Genomic DNA, 25,946 nt, shown 5'->3' with positions numbered 1-25,946 from the left:
GAAAGCAATGGTGCTGTGTGTTGAGCTGCAACCCGCAAGTATCGCTTAACCGAGGTCACCAAACCTCACCTGAAGTGCCGTAATGGCGGTGAGTGCGGTGGTTTCGGTGCGCAACACGCGTGGTCCAAGCAGAATATCGGTAAAACCCTGCTGCGCGGTCATGGCAATTTCATCGGCGGTTAAGCCACCTTCCGGCCCAATCAGTAAGCGCAGGCGCTCAACCGGCTGCGGCAGCGTATTGATGCTGTGGCTGGCGCGCGGATGCAAATTGAGCTTCAAACCGTCTTCGGCTTCCGCGCACCAGGCTTGTAACGTCATCGGTTCGCGAATTTCCGGCACACGATTACGGCCGCACTGTTCACAGGCGGCAATCGCGATTTTCTGCCATTGCTGAATTTTTTTCGCCAGTCGCTCGGCATCCAGCTTTACGCCGCAGCGTTCAGAAAACAAGGGCGTAATCACATTCACGCCAAGTTCGATCGATTTCTGGATAGTGAATTCCATTTTTTCACCGCGCGACATCACCTGGCCGAGGTGTAAATGCAGCGGGGATTCACGGTCATCAGCCTGACTGGCAAGGACCCTTACTTTTACACGCTTTTTATCAGCCTGGGTGATTTCGGCGCTAAAAGTCAGATTACTGCCATCAAACAGCTCAATTTGCTGACCGGCCGTCATGCGCAGCACGCGTCCGACATGGTTAGCGGCATCCTCGTCGAGGAAGACTTCACTGTTAACTTCGAGAGATTCGGGATGATAAATGCGAGGTATACGCATGCGGTTCCTGCCAGCGTTATGCCGTGTCAGCGGACACGGCGCAATCGAAAAAAGCTAGTGTAGGGTAGCGCTTTTAGCGCTGGCAAGCCTGCTGTACGTAGGAATTATGATTTCCCTGTACTTTGGCGATGCGATTGTCACGCTCGCACTCCCACGTCGTCACCGGATATTGCTTATCCCACGCGGTAAACAGCTGAGTTTGCTGACGCGACAGGCGCAGATGATATTGGTCGCGCATATAGAAGTAAGTGCGGGCAATGGCGCCACGCGCACGCTCCGGCGGCTGCGCCAGCTTCTGCTTAAAATCGACCTTCATGCCGCATTGACCGTACTGTTGTTCGCCGCCGTTCCACTGGCTGTACTGGAAGTTATTGCGGTCGCCGTTCACTTCACCAATCGCGGGCTGCAGGTTATGCAGATCGCTTTCGATGCGACGGTAATCGGCATCTTTACTGCAGCTTTTGCGGCCGCCGTTTTGCCAGCACTGACGCTGATGACCGAACTCCCACGCGGGCATCACATGTTCCCATTCAATACGTTCGGCGCGATTGGCGTTTTTGCGCACGCTGTAGCCGCAGCTGTTTAAATCGGGCACGCCCTTTTTGCCGTGCCAGCTGATTTTGCAGCCGCAGTAAAAGTCGGCTGGCGCATCAGCGTTGATCTGCGCTGCATACGCTTTGGCCTGACTAAAATTGTTTTGATGATAGTTAGTGAAACTGAGGCTGTAAGCGCTAAGCGGGGCAACTAATAAGGTAAGTAACAGCAGCGTTTTGCGAGACATATTCCAAAAATTAACCTGGTCCTGAAAAAGGGCGGCAGGGTAACAGAATGATGACGCACGGGATATGAGATTAGGCTATGTTGCTGAACTATATTACAAACTATATTGCTAAACTATTTCGATAAAAACTCACCCGGTTGCAGCAGGGATTTGCAGTGCACACAGCGATATTCGCTTTCACCGCGCAGCACGCGGTTATGGCGACGCACGGTGAGCTGATGCTGCTGGCAGCTGCAGCGATAGGGAAAGGTGTTGCTGCGCACCGAGTCGATTTCAAACTGGTGGGTGCGACGCGCAGGCACGCCCAGCACGCTCTCCATCATCCATTTCCACTCTTTGCCGTGCGGCGGCACGCTGCCAAAGGTTTTCCACACCAGCAGATGCGCCAGTTCGTGCGGCACCACTTCATCAACAAATGCCTGCTGATTCTCCAGCAGCAGCACCGGATTGATGCGGATTTCCCACTTCTCCAGCCATGCGGTGCCCGCAGCGGTGCCGCGCTGCTGATAGATCAAAGAGGGCTCATCAAAGCGGCGTTCCAGCTTTTCGTTAGCCAGCTGCAAATAATGGCGCAGCGAGCGCATGACGGCTTGCTGTAAGGCGATGGGAAGGCGTGGTGTTTTCATGTGGGGCAGCATAAAAGGTTGCAGCGGTTGAATCAACAGAGTGTGAAGCGTTCGCCATTAATGGCGAACCTGTAAAAAAGGGCTGCCAGTTGGCAGCCCTTGCATTCGCTTATCGGGATTACTTCTGACCGATGTCGCGCAGTTTTTTGCCGGACATCAGGTTGCGCTCGATGTGCTCCAGCGAGACGTTTTTGGTCTCTGGAATCAGCGCCAGCGTCAGCAGAATGAAGAATACGTTCAGACCGGCGTAAACCCAGAAGGTTGGCGCGTTGCCCAGCGTATTCAGCATGGTCAGGAAGGTGGCACCGACGATCATGTTGGCAATCCAGTTGGTCGCGGTGGAAACCGTGATACCGAAGTCGCGGCCTTTCAGCGGCTGAATCTCGGAACACAGAACCCAAATCAACGGACCGGCAGACATCGCAAAACCAATGATGAACATCAGCAGCATCGCCACCGCGAAGTACTGCGCTTCTGGCGAGTGGATGCCGATGTGCAGCATGGTGCCGAGGATGCCCATACCAATCGCCATCACCATGAAGCCCAGTACCAGCGTAGGTTTACGACCCCAGCGATCCACCAGACCGATAGCAATAAAGGTGGCCAGTACGTTCACCAGGCCGACAATTACCGTGCCCCACATTTGCTGCGTGGTATTGGCAAAGCCAGCGATTTCGAAGATCTTCGGCGCGTAATACATGATGACGTTCATACCGGTGAACTGCTGCATCACCTGCAACAGCACGCCAAGGAACACCGCGCGGCGGAAGTTGCTGTTGCTCTGGAACAGCTGCCAGCCCGATTGTTTGATTTTCAGGCTTTCACGGATTTCATCCAGCTCGCGTTTTGCTTGTTCGCTGGTATCACGCAGACGCGACAACACGCGCTCAGCACTGCGGAAATCACCTTTAGCCGCCAGCCAGCGTGGGCTGTTTGGCAGGAAGAACACGCCAATCAACAGCAGCACCGCTGGAATGGTGATGATGCCCAGCATCCAGCGCCATGCGCCAGCATCGCTGAACGCGGTATCGGAGAGATACGCCGCCAGAATACCGATGGTGATCATCAGCTGGTACAGCGAAATCATGCTGCCGCGAATCTTCTCTGGCGCGATTTCAGAGAGATACAGCGGCGCGGTGTAAGAAGCAACACCAACGGCCAGGCCAAGCACCACACGTGCGGCGATCAGCATTTCCGGGCTGGTTGCGCCTGCAGACCACAGCGAACCGATAACGAACAGAATCGCACCGGCCATCAGGCTCTTTTTACGACCGAGACGCGATGACATCCAGCCGCTACCCACAGCACCAACAGCAGCACCAAACATCATTGAGCTGACGATCCACTCTTGCTGATGTGCGGTGACGTTAAAGTCTTTCGCGATGAAAGGCAGAGCACCGGCGATAACACCGATATCCAATCCAAACAGCAAGCCGGCCAGCGCCGCTAAAAAGCAGACAAACAAGGTCATGACCTTATTTGAAGTTCTGCTCTTAAGAGTATTACCAGGCATGAAGCCTCCAAAGTTTATCCATCGTTGTTGTTATCAATGTTATGAAACCTGTCGGCGGAAAAAAGTGAGTAAGATCACATCAGTGTAATCGGTTACACACGCTGAAACCCTGCAATCCAGCATTTTCCGCCCGAAATAGTTACGTAACCAGTAAGGTATAGCACCCTTTAAGTTTCTGACATCGCACTAAATACTGGCAATCAGAGGACGCTGAAAATAACGCATTTTCACGTTAATAACTACGCTGAAAAATCTCTAAATTGCCGATTGTTAAAGGATTTCAAAATGTAATCGTTATCACCAAGTTGTAAGCGAGGTGAAAGAAGTGTAGACAGCCTGGAAGAAGTGACAAATCGAGGTTTGGAGTTGTTGAGGTGGTTGGGGACCAGGTCGTCATAAATGACGACCCTACGGGCACAAAAAAGCCCGCCAGTGGCGGGCTCAATAACGATGTCGCTTCTGGGCTTACTTCAAACCCGCCGCTTCGCGCAGCTGCGCAGCTTTATCAGTCTGCTCCCACGGGAAGTGCTCACGACCAAAGTGACCGTATGCTGCAGTCTCTTTATAGATCGGTTTCAGCAGATCCATCATCTGAATCAGGCCGTATGGACGCAGGTCGAAGAACTCACGCACCAGCAGCGTCAGCTGTTCGGTGGAGACTTTCTCGGTACCAAAGGTTTCAACCATGATGGAGGTTGGCTCAGCCACGCCGATAGCGTAAGAAACCTGTATTTCACAACGGTCAGCCAGGCCAGCCGCGACGATGTTCTTCGCTACATAACGCGCGGCGTAAGCGGCAGAACGGTCAACTTTTGACGGATCCTTACCTGAGAACGCGCCGCCACCGTGACGTGCCATGCCGCCGTAGGTATCAACGATGATTTTACGACCGGTCAAACCGCAGTCGCCCATTGGGCCACCGATAACAAAACGGCCGGTTGGGTTGATGTGATATTTGGTGCTGGCGGTGATCCACTCAGTCGGCAGAACCGGTTTGATGATCTCTTCCATCACCGCTTCACGCAGATCGGCGGTGGTGACATCTTCAGCGTGCTGCGTTGACAGCACAACCGCATCGATACCGACAATTTTGCCGTCATCGTACTGGAAGGTGATCTGGCTTTTTGCATCCGGACGCAGCCACGGCAGTGAACCGCTTTTACGCACTTCAGCCTGACGCTGCACCAGACGGTGCGCATAGGTAACCGGCGCTGGCATCAGCACATCGGTTTCGTTGCTGGCGTAGCCAAACATCAGGCCCTGATCGCCCGCGCCTTGCTCCAGCGGATCGGTACGGTCAACGCCCTGATTAATGTCTGGAGACTGCTTACCAATCGCGCTCAGCACTGCGCAAGAGTTAGCATCAAAGCCCATATCGGAATGGACATAGCCGATTTCACGTACGGTATTACGGGTGATCTCTTCGATATCCACCCATGCGCTGGTGGTGATTTCACCGCCAACCAGCACCATACCGGTCTTCACGTAAGTTTCGCAGGCCACGCGCGCTTTAGGATCCTGCTCGAGGATCGCATCCAGCACGGCATCGGAAATTTGGTCAGCGATTTTATCAGGATGTCCTTCTGATACGGACTCAGATGTAAAAAGGTGTTTAGCCATTCTGTTCTTTACCTTAAAAATGGTTTGAATACGACTGCATAGCGTAAGTGGGATCAGACCGACTCGACGCCCCTTCAGGCAAAGCCGCAAGCAGTAGGAAGTGAGAGCATTTACTCACACCGCCTGGATGTTAATCAGTTTAGATGGAAAACCATCTGGACGGCTATTCTAGGTTACTCAGTGAGCACTTTTCCAGTGCTTTTTCTGATCCCGCATTTTCCGCAACATCACAAGTGGAATTATTTCCTGACACCGCGCGCAGTTACCTGACAAAGATTTTGCATTTTACCCCGCGTGGCTGTATAAAACGCCGCTGCTGTCGACCACAGCCGCAAAGGATGACGCCGCCGTGCGTCGCGCCGTCAGATGCCATTTAATCTGACCTTCACCCAAGCCGTTTCTCGCATGCTTTAAGCAGGCGATGGAGGTGATTAAAGTAATGAACCACTCTTTCTTACGCTTTGGTTCACTGCGCTGTTGCGGCGCGCTGGCACTCCTTTCACACTCCAAACCCGTTCTTTTCTTCTATCGACGTTGTGTTCATTCTCCCGACACGCGCGCCGGTTAACATTTCTCTGCATCTATTACTGCATTTCGCTGTCTACAGACCGTGGAAGTCTCAGGCTATTTGCCCCGACTTCGGTGCGGTGTTTTACACTTAGAGTCAGCTTTGCACATTGCAACCTTACAGAGGCAGCAAGCAGGATGAGGCAATTTTTACCCGGCGCCACCATGACAAAACTCGGTAACAAATTCATATTTCAACGGAAAATTGAGGTTCGCGATGTCTGACGACATGAAGAATATCAAGGGTTCGTCAGCTGGCGAACAAGGTGTACTCCGCTCCATGCAGGAGGTGGCAATGAACGATCAGGAAGCGAGCAGAATGCTGCGTACCTACAATATTGCCTGGTGGGGAAACAATTATTACGACGTCAACGAGCTGGGGCACATCAGCGTGTGTCCCGATCCGGATCAGCCGGAAGTGCGCGTTGACTTAGCGAAACTGGTGAAAGAGCGCGAAGCTGACGGCCAACGTCTGCCGGCGCTGTTCTGCTTCCCGCAGATTCTCCAGCATCGTCTGCGTTCGATTAACGCCGCCTTCAAACGCGCGCGTGAATCTTACGGCTATAAAGGTGACTACTTCCTGGTTTACCCGATCAAGGTTAACCAGCATAAGCGCGTGATTGAGTCGCTGGTCAACTCTGGCGAACCGCTGGGCTTAGAGGCCGGTTCAAAAGCCGAGCTGATGGCCGTGCTGGCCCACGCCGGTAAAACCCGTTCGGTGATTGTTTGTAACGGCTATAAAGACCGCGAATACATTCGTCTGGCGCTGATCGGCGAAAAGCTCGGTCACAAAGTCTATCTGGTGATCGAGAAGATGACCGAGGTACGTCTGGTGCTGGAAGAGGCCGAGCGCCTCAACGTGATTCCGCGTCTTGGTATCCGTGCGCGTCTGGCGTCGCAGGGCTCGGGCAAGTGGCAGTCGAGCGGTGGTGAGAAGTCGAAGTTTGGTCTGGCGGCATCGCAGGTATTGCAGCTGGTCGACATTATGCGCAAAGCGGGTCGTCTCGATAGCCTGCAGCTGCTGCACTTCCATCTCGGTTCGCAGATGTCCAACATCCGCGACATCGCCACCGGCGTACGTGAGTCGGCACGTTTCTACGTTGAGCTGGCGAAGCTGGGCGTCAACATCAAATGCTTTGATGTGGGCGGCGGTTTGGGCGTGGACTATGAAGGAACGCGCTCGCAGTCTGATTGCTCGGTCAACTACGGCCTGAACGAATACGCCAACAACGTGATTTGGGCAATCGGCGATGCCTGTGAAGAGAACGGCCTGGAACATCCAACCGTGATCACCGAATCAGGTCGTGCAGTGACGGCGCATCACACTGTATTGGTGTCCAACATCATTGGTGTTGAGCGTAACGAGTTCAGCACGCCGGTGGCACCGGATGCCGATTCACCGCGTCCGATTCAGAGTTTGTGGGATACGTGGCAAGAGATGCACGAACCTGACGTGCGTCGTTCGCTGCGTGAATGGCTGCACGATAGCCAAATGGATCTGTTCGACATCCATACCGGTTATTCATCAGGCACCTACGATCTCGGTCAGCGCGCCTGGGCAGAACAGCTTTACCTGAGCATCTGCCACTATATTCAGCAGCACCTCGACCCAAGCAACCGCGCGCATCGCCCGATCATTGATGAGCTGCAGGAGCGTATGGCGGATAAGATTTACGTCAACTTCTCGCTGTTCCAGTCGATGCCGGATGCGTGGGGCATCGATCAGCTGTTCCCGGTGCTGCCGCTGGAAGGGCTGAATAAAATGCCGAAGCGTCGCGCGGTGTTGCTCGACATCACCTGTGACTCCGATGGCACCATCGATCACTACGTCGATGGCGATGGCATTGCCACCACCATGCCGATGCCGGAGTACGACATCGACAATCCGCCGATGCTCGGCTTCTTTATGGTCGGTGCGTATCAGGAAATTCTCGGCAACATGCACAACCTGTTCGGTGACACCGAAGCAGTGGATGTGTTTGCGTTCCCGGATGGCAGCGTGGAAGTACAGCTGTCGGATGAGGGCGATACCGTGGCGGATATGCTCGAGTACGTGCAGCTTAATCCGAACGATCTGATGACGCTGTTCCGCGATCAGGTGACTCAGCAAACCGATATTCCTGAAGAGCTGCGTGCGCAGTTCCTCGCAGAATTTGAAAGCGGCCTGTACGGTTACACCTATTTAGAAGATGAGTAATTAACTGCTCCCCAATCGAGCCCGTAATGGGCTCGGTTTTCTCTTTTCCTGCTATATTCTCGCGCATCCTCACCTTTTTAATTCTATTTGTGAAGACGATCACTCTTCGCTTATTTTTAACCTGCCGCCAAAAAAGCGCATTTATATCTTCAGCGCTATCTCTTTCTTTTTGCTGATAAAGCCATTCAGTACCAACCTCCTTTTTCGCCAATGCCCTTACATTACCTAATGATTAATCAGTGATTAAGCAGCTTATCTGTTATGTATTCCTTGCAATGCATAATCAAAATTTAAACATTAAGGGTTGAATAGTCACTTACGATAACTTTATTTATTGGAGCTTACTGGAATCGTGAATTCCAGATGAAACATTTTCAAATTTGAGATAAGTATAAAAATCAATCAATACTAATTTGCTTTTTATTGTTATTTTTCAATTTGTTCGTGTTTTTTTGAGCTGTCAAGGTTAGCGTTAAGTTAAATTTTTCTCAGATTTATCCGAAGTTTTTATGAATTTTAAAGAAATTTACTTACGTTATTGATTGGTTTAAACGATTGAAGTTGTCAGTGGTGTTTACTGAAATCTATTTTTCAAAGTGTAAGTTGTACGTTAACCTTCAGTTAAGACATTAAGTTTTATCAATGTTTACCTTACTTCTCACATGAGAAATCCTGACAGTTTAATGCTATCAGGCAGTTGCAGTAAGGATGTGAAATGAGCAATCAACCGAAGACAGTGTTCTTGTTAGAGCCGGTTTATGATTTATCCGGCCAGGTGATTGCCAGGGAATTGTTAACGCGTCTTGCAGATGACGCAGACATCAATAATAAGCGTAATCCTGAAAGGGATGTTGGGTTCTTCAGTCAGCTTTCTGCTGACGTTAAATGGCAGTTATTCCTCCACCAGATCGAAAAACTTATTCAGCTATACCAGAAAGGGTTCGACCAGATTGTCAGTGTCAATGTTGATAGAGATATCGTAGCCAGCATTTTTAAAGATGCTGAAATACAAGAAAAACTGGCTCAACTGACGCTATTGCGTTTGGAAATATCAGCATTCTTCACCGCGCGATTTAATAGCGCCGATCTGTTGATTTTAAAAGGTGTCGCGAAAGTGACGCCCGCCCCTTTATGGCTCGACGACTTTGGTCCGGGTTATTCCAACCTTTCCATGTTCGATAGCGGAATATTTGAAATCGTCAAGATTGACAAAGAATTTTTTTGGCAATTTGGCGACGGTCGCACCTTTGACATTCTGCTCGACCATCTCAACGAATTATGCAACGGCGTCATCGTTGAGGGTGTTGAAAATCAACAACAGGTCAACCTGCTAGCTCATAAACCGATTTATGGCATGCAGGGTTATCTGTGGCAGAGCGTCTATCTCGATGATTTATTAGCATAATCCTGAATATTACTGGGTTGGTTTCATCCCTCGGGGAAGTGAAAAATGTCAAAGCCTGGGCTCCATGCGTTTCACGTTATTTGTGCCCGGCCAATTGAGAAAATAAAACTTTTTCCCGTGGTGATTTTTAGAAATAAATCCAATCAGTTATCAGGATGGCGGCTAAACAAAACTCAACGCGATTTCATTCTTAGCCTGTGTGAGATCGAACAAGAGAAAAAGTGAATATTCATGGTGATTATTCACGGTAAAAGCCGGTGTCTGCGGATGCCGGGCATTTTAATGGAACTTCGCGGGATCTCGATAACATGAATAATATCTCAGTAACCCCAAAAGGTGGGACCGTTGCTTCTGAGCTGAGTGGAAATCAAGTTAATTTGACCGCTCCGAGTTTGGTGAAGCTGCATCTTAATCAGTCTGATATTAAGTCTTTCACACGCAATGGTAATGATTTAGTCGTCACCACAAAATCTGGTGAAGTCCTTGTTATTCATAATTTTTACAGCCCGAACGGTGATAGCGATTTGGTCCTGCAGGACGATCGCGGCGCGATGTGGTGGGTTGAAGATCCCGGTACTGAAGGTTTCCATTACGTCTCAATCGACAGCACCGAAGGGCTGTTAGCGGAAAACACCACCAATGACGGCACCATCGCCGCTTTCGGTATTGGTGGTGCGGCGCTGGCTGGTTTAGGTGCGATGTTTGCCGGTTCGGGCGGTGGCGGTGGCGGTGGCGGAAATGCCACGCCGAGTAACCCCGATGACGGCAACAACGGCGGCAATCCTACTAACCCGACCAATCCGACCAACCCAACCAATCCCGGTGGTGGCGATGACACTACGCCGCCAACCGCCATCACGGATTTGGTGATTAACGACACGGTTGGGCCGTATCAGGGCGCGATTGGTGCGGGCGCGATTACCGATGACAACACGCCAACCCTGAGCGGCACCGCTGAAGCGGGTGCCATTGTCAGCATTTACGATGGCACCACGCTGCTCGGCACGGTGACCGTTGGCGCGGATGGCCGCTGGAGCTTTACCACGCCTGCGCTGGCGGACGGTCAGCACAGCTTGACCGCCACCGTCACCGACGCGGCGGGTAACACCAGCCCGGCGACTAATCCGGTAGATTTCACCGTGGATACCGTCGCGCCAACCGCCGTTGGCGGCCTGAGCGTGATTAACAACAGCGGTACCACTGCGCAGCCAATCACCAACGGCGGCGCGACCAAAGACACCACGCCAGTGCTGAGCGGAACCGCTGAAGCGGGCTCGATTATCACCATCCGCGATGGCGATACCGTACTCGGCAGTGTCACTGTCGGCAGCAACGGCGCCTGGAGCTTCACCAGCCCCGAACTCAGTCAGGGCAGCCATACGCTGAGTATCACCGCAACCGATGCGGCGGGGAATACCAGCCCAGCCACCACCATCACCTTCACGGTGGATACGCAAGCTCCGACAGCAGTAACTGACCTGCTGGTCAACGATAATTCGGGCGGCAGTTCCGGCACGGTAACCAATGGCGGCACTACCGATGACAACACGCCAACACTTACCGGCAGCGGTGAAGTGGGCGCGATTGTCAGCGTCTACGATGGGCAAACCTTGCTGGGTACGGCGGTTGTGGGTAGCGATGGAACCTGGAGTTACACCACCACAGCTTTGAGCAACGGTAGCCACAGCCTGAGCGTGACCTTAACCGATGCCGCAGGCAACGTCAGTGCGCCTTCAGCACCTTATGATATCAACGTGCAGGCCGGTATTCCCCCAGCAACCACCTCGCTCGAAATCACCGACGATTCCGGTAATACGCTGGTGCAGCTCAGCAATGGCGGCAGCACGCACGACAACACACCAACCTTGAGTGGCCTGGCAACTGCTGGCGCACTGATCACGCTGTATAACGGCAGCACCGTGTTGGGTAGCGTGGTCGCGGGCAGCGATGGACAGTGGACCTTTACGCCAGCCGCATTGGCAGATGGCAGTTACGCGTTCCACGCCTCGGTAACCGATACCTCTGGCAACGTGACGCAAACGCCGGTTATCACCATCACCGTGGATACCGTGCCACCTGCTGCGGCCGGTGGCGTCACGCTGAGTGATAACGATGGCAGCACGCTGCAACCGATCGCTTCCGGTGGTGCGACCAATAGCACCACGCCAGTACTGAGCGGCACCGCAGAACCGGGCAGCACCGTCACCGTGCGTGATGGCGATACCATACTCGGCACCGCAACCGTGGGCAGCAACGGCACATGGAGCTTCACTTCACCAACGCTGACGGAGGGCGGCCACAGCATTACCGCCACCGTCACCGATGCAGCAGGGAACGTTGGTCCAACCTCCAGCCCGATCACCTTCACCGTGGATACCCAGGCTCCAGCAGGGGCCAGCAATGTGGTGATCAGCGATAACGTCGGCGGAGCTACCGGCCCAATCACTGCGGGTTCTACAACCGATGACAATACACCAACGCTGAGCGGCAACGGCGAAGTTAACGCCATCGTTAAAATCTACGATGGCAGCACGCTGCTCGGCAGCGTTACTGTCGGCAGCGATGGCACCTGGAGTTTCACAACACCAGCGCTGAACAATGGCCAGCACACGCTGAGCGTGACGCTGACCGATGCGGCGGGCAATGTCAGTCCAGCGACAACCGGGGTGAACTTCACGGTTGATGCGGGCGTCGCGCCGACCACCAGTACGCTGCAAATCACCGATGACAGCGGCAGTACGCTGAAAATCCTGCCAGACGGCTCGAGCACGCATGACACCACGCCAATTCTTAGCGGCCTGGCGTCAGCGGGCGCGGTGATTGAGCTGTTCAACGGCACCACGCTGCTGGGCAGCACCGTGGCAGGTGCTGATGGTCAGTGGAGCTTTACGCCTGGCGCGCTGCCAGACGGGACTTACGCCTTCCACGCCACGGCGACGGATACCACCGGCAATGTGACCGATTCCGGCACGCTCACTATCACCATTGATAACGTTGCGCCTGCGGCGGCGGCCGATCTGCAACTGAGCGACAACAATGGTGGTACCGTGGTGCCGATTGCCGCAGGCAGCACCACCAATGACAATACGCCAACCTTCAGTGGCACAGCCGAACCGGGCAGCACCGTGACGGTTTTGGATGGCACCACCGTGCTCGGCACTGCAACCGTCGGCAGCGATGGCAACTGGAGTTTCACCACGCCAACGCTGGCTGATGGTAATCACAGCCTGACCACCACCGTCACCGATCCCGCTGGCAATACCGGTCCGGCATCGTCACCGGTCACCGTGACGGTGGATACCTCGCCGCCAGCCGTGGTGGGCAATTTGGTGATCGAAGATAGCGTCGGCGCGGTACAAGGACCATTAACCTCCGGCGACACCACCGATGACCGTGCACCAACCCTGAGCGGCACCGGCGAGCCGAATGCCACCATCAGCATTTACGATGGCACCACGCTGCTGGGCAACACCACCGTGGGCACCGATGGCACCTGGAGTTTCACCACGCCAGCGCTGAGCAACGGCGATCACACCTTTACCGTCACGGCAACCGACACGGCCGGTAACGTTGGCCCAGCCAGCCCGCCGATTGTTATCACCGTTGACGCAGATATTCCTCCTGCCACTTCGTCGCTGGAAGTGACGGACGAAAACGGCAACACCGTAGCGCAGCTGACTGATGGCGCCAGCACCAACAACGACAGCCCGGTATTAAGCGGTGTGGCGGGTGCCGGTAACATCATCACACTGTATGACGGCACCACCGTGCTGGGCAGCACCACGGCGGGCAGCAACGGCCAGTGGATCTTCTACCTCAGCGGTCTGACGGATGGTCCGCACGCGCTGCATGGCACCATCACCGATGCCAACGGCAACGTTACTGATACTGCAACCATCAACATCATCGTGGACACCATCGCGCCGGATGCGGCATCCGGTGTGGAACTCACCAACGACGCGGGCAGCATTACGCAGCCGATTGCTGCGGGAGGGGCCAGCAATGATGCGACGCCAGTGCTGAGTGGCACGGCGGAAGCGGGCAGCAAAGTCACGATTCTGGATGGCAACACCGTGCTTGGCACCGTTACCGTTGGCAGCGACGGTAACTGGAGCTTCACCACGCCGACGCTGGCGGAGGGCAATCACAGCCTGACCACCACCGTCACTGATGCAGCGGGTAATGTCAGCCCGGCGACCACACCGATCGCCTTCAGCGTAGATACCATCGCGCCAGCGCCGGTCAGTGGCCTGGTGGTCAACGATAACGTCGGTGGCAGCACCGGTCCGTTGACCTCTGGCGCTATCACCGATGACAGCACGCCAACCCTGACCGGCACCGCCGAAGCGGGATCGGTGGTGCGCGTGTATGACGGCACCACATTGCTGGGCTCGGCGACAGCGGGCAGCGACGGCAGCTGGAGCTTCACGCCAGATAACGCGCTGACCAACGGCCAACACAGCCTGACCACCACCGTTACCGATGCGGCAGGCAACGTGAGCCCGTCGTCGCCGGTATTCACCCTGAATGTCGATGCCGGTGTTCCGGCGACCAGCAGCTTGCTGGTGGTCACCGACGACAGCGGCAGCACGCTGGTTGAACTGCCAAATAACTCCAGCACCCACGACACCACGCCGATTCTCAGCGGGCTGGCGGGCGCGGGCGATCTCATCACGCTGTATAACGGCACCACCGTTATTGGTAGCACCGTCGCGGGCAGCGATGGGCAGTGGAACTTCACGCCAGCGGCGCTGGCCGATGGCAACTACGCTTTCCACGCTGTCGCCACTAACGCCACCACCGGCGTCGATACCGATTCGCCAACCATCAACATCACCATTGATACCGTGGTGCCAGGCGCACCAACCGGCGTGGGGCTGGAAGATGGTGCTGGCGTGCCGATCCCGGATGGCAGCAGCACTAACACCAACACACCAACGCTGACCGGCAGCGGTGAAGCGGGCAGTACGGTAACCATCTCGGATGGCACCACTGTGCTCGGCACCACCACGGTGGGTAACGATGGCACCTGGAGTTACACCACGCCACCGCTGAGCGATGGCGGTCATAGCCTGACTTCGACCGTTACCGATCCAGCAGGCAATACCGGTCCGGCTTCGACGCCGGTGACCGTGACTATTGATACCCAACCGCCTGCGGCGGCGGGCAATGTGCAGTTCACCAATGACGACGGAACCCCGCTGGCCTCAGGTAGCACCACCAGCGACACCACGCCAACCCTCAACGGCACCGCCGAACCGGGCAGCACCGTTACGGTGAGCGATGGCACCACCGTGCTGGGCACTGCAACCACCGGCACCGACGGCAACTGGAGCTTCACGCCAGGCACTCCGCTGACTGAAGGACAGCACAATCTCACCACCACCGTCACCGATACGGCCGGTAACGTTGGCCCTTCATCGTCAGTGGTGATTGTGATTGTTGATACCACACCACCCGCAGCCGCCACCGATCTGCAGCTCAGCAATGATGGCAGCGGCACGCTGGTACCGGTGGCGGATGGCGGCACCACCAACGATGTGACGCCAGTATTGAGTGGTCGCGCGGAGCCGGGCAGCATTGTGACGGTTTCCGATGGCGGCACGCCGTTGGGTTCGGTTACCGTCGGCAACGATGGCAACTGGAGCTTTACCTCTCCAACGCTCGGCGATGGTGCGCACAGCCTGACCACCACCGTGACCGATGCGGCGGGAAATACCGGCGCGGCGAGCACGCCACTGACCTTCACCATCGACACTACGGCACCGCCAGCACCGGGCGGTGTGCAGCTGAGTAACGACACCAGCGGCACGCCAGTTCCGATTACCTCTGGCGCGGCAACCAACGATGCAACGCCAGTATTGAGCGGCACCGCAGCAGCGGGCAGCACCATTACCGTTTCTGATGGCGGCAACGTGCTCGGCACCGTGACGGTTGGCAGCGGCGGAACATGGAGCTTCACCACGCCAGCACTGAACGAGGGCAGCCACAGCCTGACCGCCACCGTCACCAGCCCAGCGGGCAACACCGGTGCGCCATCTACGCCAATTGTGGTCACTGTGGATATCACGCCGCCTGCGGCGGCAACCGGTCTGCAACTCAGCAACAACGAAGGCACGACGCCGGTACCGATTGCCGCAGGCGGCACCACTAACGACACCACGCCAGCGCTGAGCGGCACCGCAGAAGCGGGCAGCATCATCACGGTACGTGATGGCACCACCGTGATTGGTAGCGCGACCGTTGGCAGCGATGGATCGTGGAGCGTTACGCCAACCACGCCATTAACGGCGGGCGAGCATACGCTGACTACCACCGTCACCGATGCGGCCGGTAACGTCGGCCCAACCTCGACGCCGATCACCGTCAACATCGACACCACGCAGCCGCCAGTGGCAGGCAGCGTGGTGCTGAATAACGACAACGGCAGCACACCAGTGCCTATTGTTAATAACGGCGCAACCAACGACACCACGCCGGTAATCAGCGGTACCGCGGCGGCGGGCAGCACGGTAACAGTGCTGGATGGCAGCACCGTGCTGGGCACCGTTGTGGTCGGCAGCGGCGGCAGCTGGAGCTTCAGCACGCCAGCGTTGAGCGAAGGCGCACATAGCCTGACCACCACCGTCACCAGCGCAGCGGGTAACGTCAGCGATCCGTCTACGCCAATCAACTTCACCGTTGATACCCAGGCTCCAGCCACCTCAACCGGTCTGCAGTTGAGCAACGATGGCGGCACCATCATTGCCACTGGCGGCATCACCAACGACAGCACGCCAATACTGCGTGGCACGGCGGAAGCGGGCAGCACCGTTACGGTGCGCGACGGCACCACGGTGCTGGGCACTGCGACGGCGGGCACCGACGGCAGCTGGAGCTTTACGCCAGCCACCGCGCTGGGCGATGGCGCGCATAGCCTGACCACTACCGTCACCGATCCGGCGGGCAACAGCAGCGGTGCGTCAACACCTATCACTTTCAACGTGGATACCACACCGCCAGCCGCCGCCACTGCGCTGCAACTCAGCAATGATAACGGCAGCACGCCAGTGCCAATTGCCGCTGGCGGTAGCACCAACGACACTACGCCGGTATTAAGCGGCAGCGCCGAAGCGGGCGGTGTGGTCACCGTGCGTGATGGCACTACGGTGCTGGGCAGCACCACCGTCGGCACCGATGGCAAATGGAGCTTCACGCCAACCACGCCTCTTGATCCGGGTACGCACAGCCTGACCGCGACCGTCACCGATACGGCGGGTAACGTGGGGCCGGCATCAACGGCGTTCGCTGTGACTATCGACACCACGCCACCGCCAGTGGCAACGGCGGTGGTCCTCAATAACGATCAGGGCAGTACACCAACGCCGATTGCTACGGGCGGCGCCACCAACGACACCACGCCGGTGTTGAGTGGCAGTGCCGAAGCGGGCAGCATCGTCACCGTACGTGATGGCACCACCGTATTGGGCACGGCGATTGCAGGTAGCGGCGGCGCATGGAGCTTCACTACACCAGCGCTGAGTCAGGGCAGTCACAGCCTGACGGCGACCGTGACCGACGCAGCGGGCAACAGCAGTTCACCGTCTACCGCTATCACCTTTACTGTGGATACGCAGGCACCATCAGCGGCGACCGGTCTGCAGTTGAGCAATGATTCCGGCCAAACGGCGGTTCCGATTGCTGCAGGTGGCGCAACTAACGACACCACGCCAGTGTTAAGCGGCAACGCCGAAGTGGGCAGCACGGTCATCATCTCTGATGGCAGCCTGGTGCTCGGTTCGGTGGTGGTCGGCAGCGGCGGCACCTGGAGCTTTACACCTGCCACGGCGTTGGGCGAGGGCGCACACAGCCTGACCACCACCGTGACCGATCCTGCGGGCAACGTCAGTGCGCCATCTGCGGCGCTGAACTTCAGCATCGATACCACGCCGCCGGTGGCTCCAACGGCGATTACCCTTAACAACAACAACGGCGGCACACCGGTCACCATCGCCGCAGGCAGCACCACCAACGATGCCACACCAGCGATTGCCGGTACTGCCGAAGCGGGCAGCACGGTGACGGTGCTGGATGGCACCACTGTGCTGGGCTCCGTGATTGTCGGCAGTAACGGCCAATGGAGCTTCACCACGCCAACGCTGGGCGAAGGCGGTCACAGCCTGACGGCGACCGTCACCGATCCGGCGGGTAACGTCGGCCCGGCGTCCACGGCCATCGCCTTTACGGTGGATACCGTTGCGCCTGGCGCGGCAACTGGGCTGGCGCTCAACAATGACAATGGCGGTTCACCGGTACCGATTGCCAACAACGGTACCACCAACGACAACACGCCAGTGCTGAGTGGTACGGCGGAAGCGAACAGCATCGTGATTGTGTCTGACGGCACCACCGTGCTCGGCAGCGCTGTTGCCAATGCGCTGGGTGCCTGGAGCTTCTCACCCAGCCTGACCGATGGCACCCACAGCCTGAGCGTGACCGTACGTGACGCGGCGGGTAACACCGGGCCGGCCAGCAGCACCATCACCGTCACCGTTGATACCGTGGCACCGCCAGCAGCAACTGGGCTGACGCTGACCAACGATATCGGCACGCCAGTTAACATTCCAAACGGCGGTCTCACCAACGACAGCACGCCAGTGCTGAGCGGTTCTGGACAGGTGGGCAGCATCATCACTGTGTCCGATCAGAACGGCGTGCTGGGATCGACTACCGTCGGTGCGGGCGGAACCTGGACCTTCACGCCGGCGACTGCGCTGGCGGATGGCACTCATACCTTCAGCGTCACTGCCAGCGATGCGGCGGGCAACGTCAGTGCGCCGAGCACCATCGGAGTGGTGATCGATGCCACACCACCGGCTGCGGCGTTGAACGTGGTTGCCAGCAATGATGAAGGCACGTCGCCGGTTGCGATTACCAACGGTGGTTTCACCAACGACAACACGCCATTCCTCACCGGTACCGCCGAAGCGGGCAGCACGGTGATTATCCGTGATGGCACCAACATCATCGGTAGTGCTTCGGTGGGCAGCAACGGCCAGTGGAGCTTCACTTCGCCAACGTTGGGAGAAGGGCTGCACAGTCTGACCACCACCGTGGTGGATGCCGCAGGAAACGTGAGTACGGCGTCACCGGCGATCGGTTTCACCGTCGACAGTGTTGCACCAGCGCCAACCACGCTGGTGGTTAACAATGACAACGGCGGCTCGCCTGTGCTGATACCGAATGGCGCAACCACCAGCGACAACACGCCGTTGCTGAGCGGGAATGCGGAAGCGGGCAGTCTGGTCACTATCTACGATGGCAACACGGTGATCGGTACCACCACGGCCACGGCAGGCGGCACCTGGAGCTTTAGTTCTCCAGCCCTGACCGACGGTTCGCATACGCTGACCGCCACCGTGACCGATGAGGTCGGCAACGTCAGTGCGCCATCCTCCAGCTTTACCGTGGTGGTGGATGCCACCGCACCGCAGCCTGCTGACGACCTGCTGCTGCAAAACAACAATGGTGGCTCACCGGTAACCATTGCGGATGGTGGTATCACCAATGACAACACGCCAGCCATCAGCGGCACGGCGGAAGCCAATGCCATCGTGCGGGTTTACGACGGCACCACCTTAGTGGGTTCAGCCGTGGCAGGCAGCAACGGCGCATGGAGCATCACCACCAGCACGCTGACTGATGCAACTCATACGCTAAACGTCACTGTGACCGATGCGGCGGGCAACATTAGCTCCAATGCCTTGGTATCCCTGACGGTGGATACCTCAACCCCAGCGGCGGTGCTGACCTTTGGCGTCTACAACAACGCCAATACCACGGCCTCGCAGGTGGCGAACAACGGTTACTCCAACGACAACACACCAGTGTTGCGCGGTACCGGCGTTGCGGGCACCACCATCAACATCTACGAAGGAACCACCTTACTCGGCACCACCACGGTAGGTGATAACGGCGTGTGGCGTTTCGAAACCAGCGTGCGCGCAGATGGTCAACACAGCTACACCGTGTCGGTCACCAACGCCGCCGGTACCACCGGACCAGAAGCCACGCCGATTACTATCAACATCGATACCGCCGCTCCGGCAACGGTCAGCAACCTCACGGCAACGGACAATGTCGGTGGCAGCACCGGTCCGTTGACGTCAGGCGCAACCACCGATGACAGCACGCCAACTCTGGGCGGTTCCGCTGAAGCGGGCAGCCGAGTATCGGTATACGATGGCACCACGCTGTTGGGCACGGTTATCGCCACTGGCGGCACATGGAACTTCACACCGGGCAGTGCGCTCTCTAACGGTTCGCATAGCTTTACCTTCACGGTGACCGATGCCGCAGGCAACGTCAGCGCGGTGAGCAGCCCGGCGTTTACGCTGAATATCGCGGCGGATATGCCACCAACGGCCAGTACGCTGGTGATCACCGACGATAGCGGCAGTTCACTGGTTACCGTGAATGACGGCGCTAATATCAAGGACGGTACGCCGGTATTAACCGGTGCGGCAAATGTGGGGGATGTGATCACCATCCACGATGGCGCAGCGGTGTTGGGCAGCGTCACCGTCGGCGCATCCGGACAGTGGACCTTCACGCCAACGCTGACTGATGGAGCGCACGGCGTCTTTATCACCACGGTCGATTCGCTGGGCAATGCAGGTGCAACATCGCCAACGGTGAACTTCACTGTTGATACCGTTGCCCCTGTCGCAGTCACCGACCTGGCTGCTGCCAATAACAATGGTGGCTCGCCAGTGCCGATTGCCAACAATGGCTCGACTAACGACAGCACACCGCAGCTTACCGGTACCACCGAAGCCAACGGCATTGTCACTGTTTATGATGGCAATACCGTCATCGGCTCGACCACCGCCAATGGCCTCGGCGTATGGAGCTTCACGTCGCCAACCCTGAGCCAGGGCGGACATGCACTGAGCGTCACCGTGACGGATGCGGCGGGGAATATTGGACCACGTTCTGCGGCGGTGAACCTTACTGTCGATACCGTGGCGCCAAATGCCTCGACGCTGGTGGTCACCAACGACGTCACCAGCACGGTTGTGCCAAATGGCGGTTCGACCAACGACAACACGCCAACCCTGAGCGGTACGGCGGAAGTGGGCAGTATCGTCAGCGTTTATGATGGTACGACCTTGCTCGGTTCGGTTGCTGCCGGAACAGGCGGCGCATGGAGCTTTATTTCACCGGTGCTGGGCGAAGGCAGCCATCCACTGACCGTCCGCGTGACCGATGCAGCGGGTAACACCAGCGTGGCATCCAGCACTGCCACGGTGATCGTGGATACCGTCGCACCAACGGCCGTCAGCGGATTGGCGGCAGCCAACAACAACGGCAGTTCGCCAGTTGCGATTGCTGCAGGTGGTAACACCAACGACAACACGCCAGCGCTGAGCGGCACGGCGGAAGCGGGCAGCGTAGTGGTTATCCGCGATGGCACCACCGTGATCGGTTCTGTCACCGCTGGCAGCAATGGCGCATGGAGCTTCACCTCGCCAACGCTGGCTGATGGTCTGCATACCCTGAACGTGACGGCTACCGACCTTGCCGGTAACGTCAGTCCGAATGCGTCAATCAGCTTCACCGTGACCACGGCCGCGCCAACGCCAGTCACCAATCTGGTGGTTTCTGACAACGTGGGCGCGACACAAGGAACGCTCACCAGCGGTGCCTCTACCGATGACAACACGCCAACGCTGACCGGTACCGCAACCGCCGGCAATATCGTGATTATTTCGGAAGGCACCACGGTGTTGGGTTCTGTGGTGGCCGGAACGGGCGGTGCATGGAGCTTCACCACCGCCGCGCTGAGCGACGGATCGCATCCGTTGAGCGTGACGGTGCGCGATGCGGCAGGTAACACCAGCGCGGCGACCAACTTTACGGTCAATGTCGATACGGTGGCACCAGCCAATTCAACCTTGTTGATCACCAACGACGTCACCAGCACCACGGTGCCGAATGGCGGTTCAACCAACGACAGCACGCCAACGCTGAGCGGCACGGCGGAAGCCGGTAGTCGCGTGTCGATCTACGATGGCAGCACGCTGCTCGGTACGGCGATTGCCAGTGGCACCGGCGCATGGACCTTCACCACTGCAGTGCTGGCGCAAGGCTCGCATCCACTGAGCGTCACGGTCACAGATGCCGCCGGTAACGTCAGCGGCAGCACCTCGGCCACGGTGATTATTGATACCGTCGCGCCGGTGGCCGTAACCGGTCTGGCTGCGGCCAACAACAACGGCAGTACGCCGGTAGCTATTGCCAACAACGGCAGCACCAATGACAACACCCCAGCGCTGAGCGGTACGGCAGAAGCGGGCAGCCTGGTGATTATCCGTGATGGCACCTCGATTATCGGTTCTGTCACCGCCGGCAGTAACGGTGCATGGAGCTTCACCACGCCAACGCTGGCGGATGGTGCGCACACCTTCAACGTCACGGCGAGAGATGCAGCGGGCAACGTTAGCCCGAACGCAACGCTGACTCTGACGGTGGATACCGTGGCACCGGCGCCCGTCACTAACCTGGCGATCAACGATGATGTGGGGGCAAGTCAGGGGCCGCTGGCCAACGGTGCGGTGACCGATGATGCCACGCCAACTCTGAGCGGTACGGCGGAAGCCAATGCGATTGTCACCATCTACGATGGCACCACCGTGTTGGGTTCAGTGGTGGCCGGAACGGGCGGCGCGTGGACCTTCACCACCGCGACGCTGAGCAACGGCGTGCATCCGCTGAGCGTGACGGTCAAAGATGCGGCCGGTAATACCAGCAGCGCATCGGCGACGGTTTCCATCACCGTGGATACAGTGGCACCAACGGCGTCAACGCTGGTGATCACCAACGACATCACCAGCACTACGGTGCCGAGTGGTGGTTCCACTAATGACAACACGCCAACCCTGAGCGGTGTGGCCGAAGCCGGCAGCCGTGTCTCCATCTACGATGGCAGCACCTTGCTGGGTACGGCGATTGCCAGTGGCACAGGCGCATGGACCTTCACCACCGGCGTGCTTTCCACCGGCACGCATCCATTGAGCGTCACGGTAACGGACGCGGCCGGTAACGTCAGCGGCAGCACCTCCGCTTCGGTGATTATCGATACCACGCCGCCAGCGGCTGTCACCAACCTTGTTGCCGCGAATAACAACGGCAGTACGGCGGTGACCATTCCGAACAACGGCGTGACCAACGACAATACGCCGCTGTTGACCGGTTCGGGTGAGATTGGCGCACGCATCAGCGTCTACGATGGCACCACGCTGCTGGGCACCACCACGGTGGGCAGCAACGGCACATGGAGCTTTGTTTCAACGGCGCTGAGTAACGGTGCACACACGTTGAACGTCACGGCAACGGATGCGGCGGGCAACGTAAGCCCTAACGCCTCAACCACCTTGACGATTGATACCGTGGCACCGAATCCGGTGACCAATCTGGTGATCACCGATGATGTCGGTACGATTCAGGGGACGCTGACGAACGGTGCAGTTACCGATGACGCCACGCCAACCCTGAGCGGTACGGCGGAAGCGAACGCGATTGTCACCATCTACGACGGTACTACTGCGATTGGTTCCACCACCGCCAATGGTTCGGGTGCATGGAGCTTCACTACCGCCACGCTGAGCAACGGCACGCATCCACTGAGCGTGACGGTGACTGATGCAGCGGGTAACACCAGCAGCGCGTCGGCGACGGTTTCCATTACCGTAGATACCGTGGCACCAACGGCGTCAACGCTGGTGATCACTAACGACGTCACCAACACTACGGTGCCGAGCGGCGGTTCCACCAATGACACCACGCCAACCCTGAGCGGCGTAGCGGAAGCGGGCAGCCGTGTCTCCATCTACGATGGCAGCACACTGCTGGGAACGGCGATTGCCAATGGCTCGGGCGCGTGGACCTTCACTACTGGCGTATTGACCACCGGCACGCATCCACTGAGCGTGACGGTGACAGATACCGCCGGTAACGTCAGCGGCACGACGTCGGCCTCGGTAATTATCGATACCACGCCGCCAGCGGCTGTGACCAACCTTGTGGCCGCCAATAACAACGGCAGCACGGCGGTGACCATCCCGAACAATGGCATCACCAACGACAACACACCGTTGTTGAGTGGTAATGGTGAAGTTGGCGCAAGGATCAGCGTGTACGACGGCACCACATTGCTCGGCACCACTACGGTGGGCAGCGGCGGCACCTGGAGCTTCGTCTCGACTACGCTGAGCAACGGCGCGCACACGCTGAACGTGACGGCGACCGATGCGGCGGGCAACGTGAGCCCGAATGCGTCGACCACGCTGACCATCGACACCGTCGCGCCAGCGGCCAGTACGCTCACCATTACCGACGACGCTGGCAGCACGCCGGTGACGCTGACTAATGGCGCGTACACCCGAGATACCACGCCGGTACTGAACGGCACGGCGGAAGTGGGTGCGATTGTCACCATCTACGATGGCACCATCGCGCTCGGCTCGGTAACGGTAGGTGCGGGTGGCAGCTGGACTTACACCCCAATTGCACTGGCGAACGGCGCGCATCCGTTGAGCGTAACGGTCACCGATACGGCGGGTAACGTCAGCACCGGTAACACGGCGGTGACGGTGAACGTCGATACCGTGCCTCCTGCTGCTGTCAGCGGCCTGGCGATCAACGATGCCGGTACCACGGTCACCGGTAGCGGTGAAGTGGGGGCAACGGTAACGGTACGTGATGCGGGCGGTAACGCGCTGGGTACGGCGACGGTAGGTAGCGGCGGTACATGGTCGGTTAGCCTGAGCACGGCGCAGACCACCGGTGCTTCGCTGTCGGTGATTCAGACCGACCGCGCGGGCAACGTATCGACCAGCTCGTCACTGACCGGTGCGATTCGTATCGTGGCAGCCAATGATGTCAACGAAGTGGATTACACCACGCAAACTGGCACCATCACCAACGCCAATACCAGTTCGACCAGTACCGCGTTGCTGAGTGTTAACCTGCTTAGCACGGTGGGAGTGGGGGTTCTGAACAACACCAACGCCTACATGTTCAACGTGGGAACCGGCGATACCCGTACCGTGACGTTGCATGCCTCGGCCACCAGTCTGGTTGCCCTGACGTCTAACTACACGCTGTATCTGTATCAACAGCAGGCGAACGGCACCTGGTTGCTGAAATCCAGCAACGCCAACTACATCACCACCATCCTGACCATTGGTACGCAAACCGGTGGCAACGTGACCTACAGCAACCTCGGCACCGGTAACTATGCCGTGCTGTTAGGCACCAGCACCGGCGTTGGCGTGTTGCCATCAACTACGGTTACCACCACGTCGGATATCACGACGCTGGCGTTGACCGTGGCGGCTACCGTCACCGGCAACCTGTTGACCAACGACACCAGTTCAGTCGCCGGTACGGTACCGAACGGGACGGCGGTCACCGTGGTGACAGGACATGCGATTGCGGCCAGCGGTAACACGGTGATCACCAGCAGCTACGGTACGTTGACCATCGATTCGCACGGTAACTACACCTATACGCTGAAGGCGGGACTGGATGCCGATCTGGTGCCAGCCACCGACGTCTTCACCTATTCGGTGCGTGATGCCAGCGGCGCGGTGACCTCGGCCAGCCTGACGGTGAACCTGCATAACGGTGCGTCAACCAGCACGCTGCTGGCGACTAACAGCCTGGTGGCAGAAAACACCAGCGACCACGACGCCAGCGGCAGCATCTATGGCTCATCAACCGGTACGCATACCGGAACCTTGAGTATCACTAATGAACACGGTGATATCACCACGGTTCACAGCGTGGGTAATACGTCGGTTGCCGGGGACTTTGGTGTGCTGAGTATTGCGGCCAACGGTAGCTACACCTACTCACTGAATGCGGGCGTGGATGGACAATCCATCACCCATAAAGAGGTGTTCAGTTACACCCTGGCAGCAAGCGATGGCACCATCACCACGCAGTCGTTCACCATCGAGCTGCATCCAACCATCACAGGAACCACGGGGGCTGACACGCTGACCGGCGGTGCCTACGACGACACCATCACCAGCGGTGCCGGCGCAGATACACTGGTTTATCACTTGCTGGCGAGCGCGGATGCCACCGGCGGTAACGGTCACGATACCTGGACCGACTTCAATGTTGCGCAAGGCGACAAAATTGACGTCAGTAACTTGCTTATCGGCTGGAATGATTCCACAAGTAATATTAATGATTTCGTGAAAGTGGATCATACTTCAGATGGCAATACGGTGCTCTCGATCGACCGTGATGGTAGCGGTACGGGTTACAGCAGTACTCAACTGATTACGCTGGAAGGCGTGAACGTTTCACTGGAGGAACTGCTGCAACAACCGCACCAAAACCACACGGCTTAATGGCTATGTGATGCAGGGATGCAGTTAGGGCACAGGGATGTGCCCCTTTCTCTT

Annotated in this window: 8 protein-coding genes; 3 read left to right on the top strand and 5 right to left on the bottom strand. The window is 57.5% G+C overall.

Annotated features, from left to right (window positions below):
* Positions 1-45: 45 nt before the first annotated feature.
* The 5 genes from rsmE to metK form a co-directional block, all read right to left on the bottom strand.
* Positions 46-777, bottom strand: a complete 732-nt coding sequence (gene rsmE / locus ACXIZX_RS15325; protein WP_008107252.1) for a 16S rRNA (uracil(1498)-N(3))-methyltransferase — start codon at positions 775-777, stop codon at positions 46-48.
* A 73-nt stretch (positions 778-850) separates the two neighbouring features.
* Positions 851-1,558, bottom strand: coding sequence for a deoxyribonuclease I (gene endA, locus ACXIZX_RS15320; protein ID WP_061720234.1), 708 nt, complete (start codon positions 1,556-1,558; stop codon positions 851-853).
* Between the two features lie 113 nt (positions 1,559-1,671).
* Positions 1,672-2,184, bottom strand: coding sequence for a SprT family zinc-dependent metalloprotease (locus ACXIZX_RS15315; RefSeq protein WP_479404471.1), 513 nt, complete (start codon positions 2,182-2,184; stop codon positions 1,672-1,674).
* 118 nt (positions 2,185-2,302) lie between these two features.
* The gene (locus ACXIZX_RS15310) at positions 2,303-3,697 is read right to left on the bottom strand and encodes a sugar porter family MFS transporter (RefSeq protein ID WP_479404470.1); all 1,395 of its coding nucleotides are present in this window, start codon (positions 3,695-3,697) and stop codon (positions 2,303-2,305) included.
* 465 nt (positions 3,698-4,162) lie between these two features.
* Positions 4,163-5,317, bottom strand: coding sequence for a methionine adenosyltransferase (gene metK / locus ACXIZX_RS15305; protein ID WP_061720231.1), 1,155 nt, complete (start codon positions 5,315-5,317; stop codon positions 4,163-4,165).
* A 784-nt stretch (positions 5,318-6,101) separates the two neighbouring features.
* Here metK and speA point away from each other — a divergent pair.
* From speA to ACXIZX_RS15290, 3 genes are all read left to right on the top strand, one after another.
* On the top strand, positions 6,102-8,081 hold the full coding sequence (gene speA / locus ACXIZX_RS15300; protein WP_008107264.1) for a biosynthetic arginine decarboxylase: 1,980 nt from the start codon (positions 6,102-6,104) through the stop codon (positions 8,079-8,081).
* A 715-nt stretch (positions 8,082-8,796) separates the two neighbouring features.
* Positions 8,797-9,486 carry an EAL domain-containing protein gene (locus ACXIZX_RS15295; RefSeq protein ID WP_179452195.1) on the top strand — a complete coding sequence of 230 codons (690 nt, stop codon included), beginning with the start codon at positions 8,797-8,799 and terminating at the stop codon, positions 9,484-9,486.
* A 308-nt stretch (positions 9,487-9,794) separates the two neighbouring features.
* Positions 9,795-25,892: an Ig-like domain-containing protein gene (locus ACXIZX_RS15290; RefSeq protein WP_479404469.1), complete on the top strand. Its 16,098-nt coding sequence runs from the start codon at positions 9,795-9,797 to the stop codon at positions 25,890-25,892.
* Positions 25,893-25,946: the final 54 nt, after the last annotated feature.

The organism is Candidatus Pantoea symbiotica (assembly GCF_056491525.1).
The sequence above is the reverse complement of the archived record's forward strand: the minus strand, read 5'-3'. Positions and strand labels throughout refer to the sequence as shown.

Coding starts and splice junctions, on each gene's coding strand:
- ACXIZX_RS15295 (WP_179452195.1), top strand. CDS start 8,797: ATGAGCAATCAACCGAAGACAGTGTTCTTGTTAGAGCCGGTTTATGAT.
- endA (WP_061720234.1), bottom strand. CDS start 1,558: ATGTCTCGCAAAACGCTGCTGTTACTTACCTTATTAGTTGCCCCGCTT.
- ACXIZX_RS15315 (WP_479404471.1), bottom strand. CDS start 2,184: ATGAAAACACCACGCCTTCCCATCGCCTTACAGCAAGCCGTCATGCGC.
- ACXIZX_RS15290 (WP_479404469.1), top strand. CDS start 9,795: ATGAATAATATCTCAGTAACCCCAAAAGGTGGGACCGTTGCTTCTGAG.
- rsmE (WP_008107252.1), bottom strand. CDS start 777: ATGCGTATACCTCGCATTTATCATCCCGAATCTCTCGAAGTTAACAGT.
- ACXIZX_RS15310 (WP_479404470.1), bottom strand. CDS start 3,697: ATGCCTGGTAATACTCTTAAGAGCAGAACTTCAAATAAGGTCATGACC.
- speA (WP_008107264.1), top strand. CDS start 6,102: ATGTCTGACGACATGAAGAATATCAAGGGTTCGTCAGCTGGCGAACAA.
- metK (WP_061720231.1), bottom strand. CDS start 5,317: ATGGCTAAACACCTTTTTACATCTGAGTCCGTATCAGAAGGACATCCT.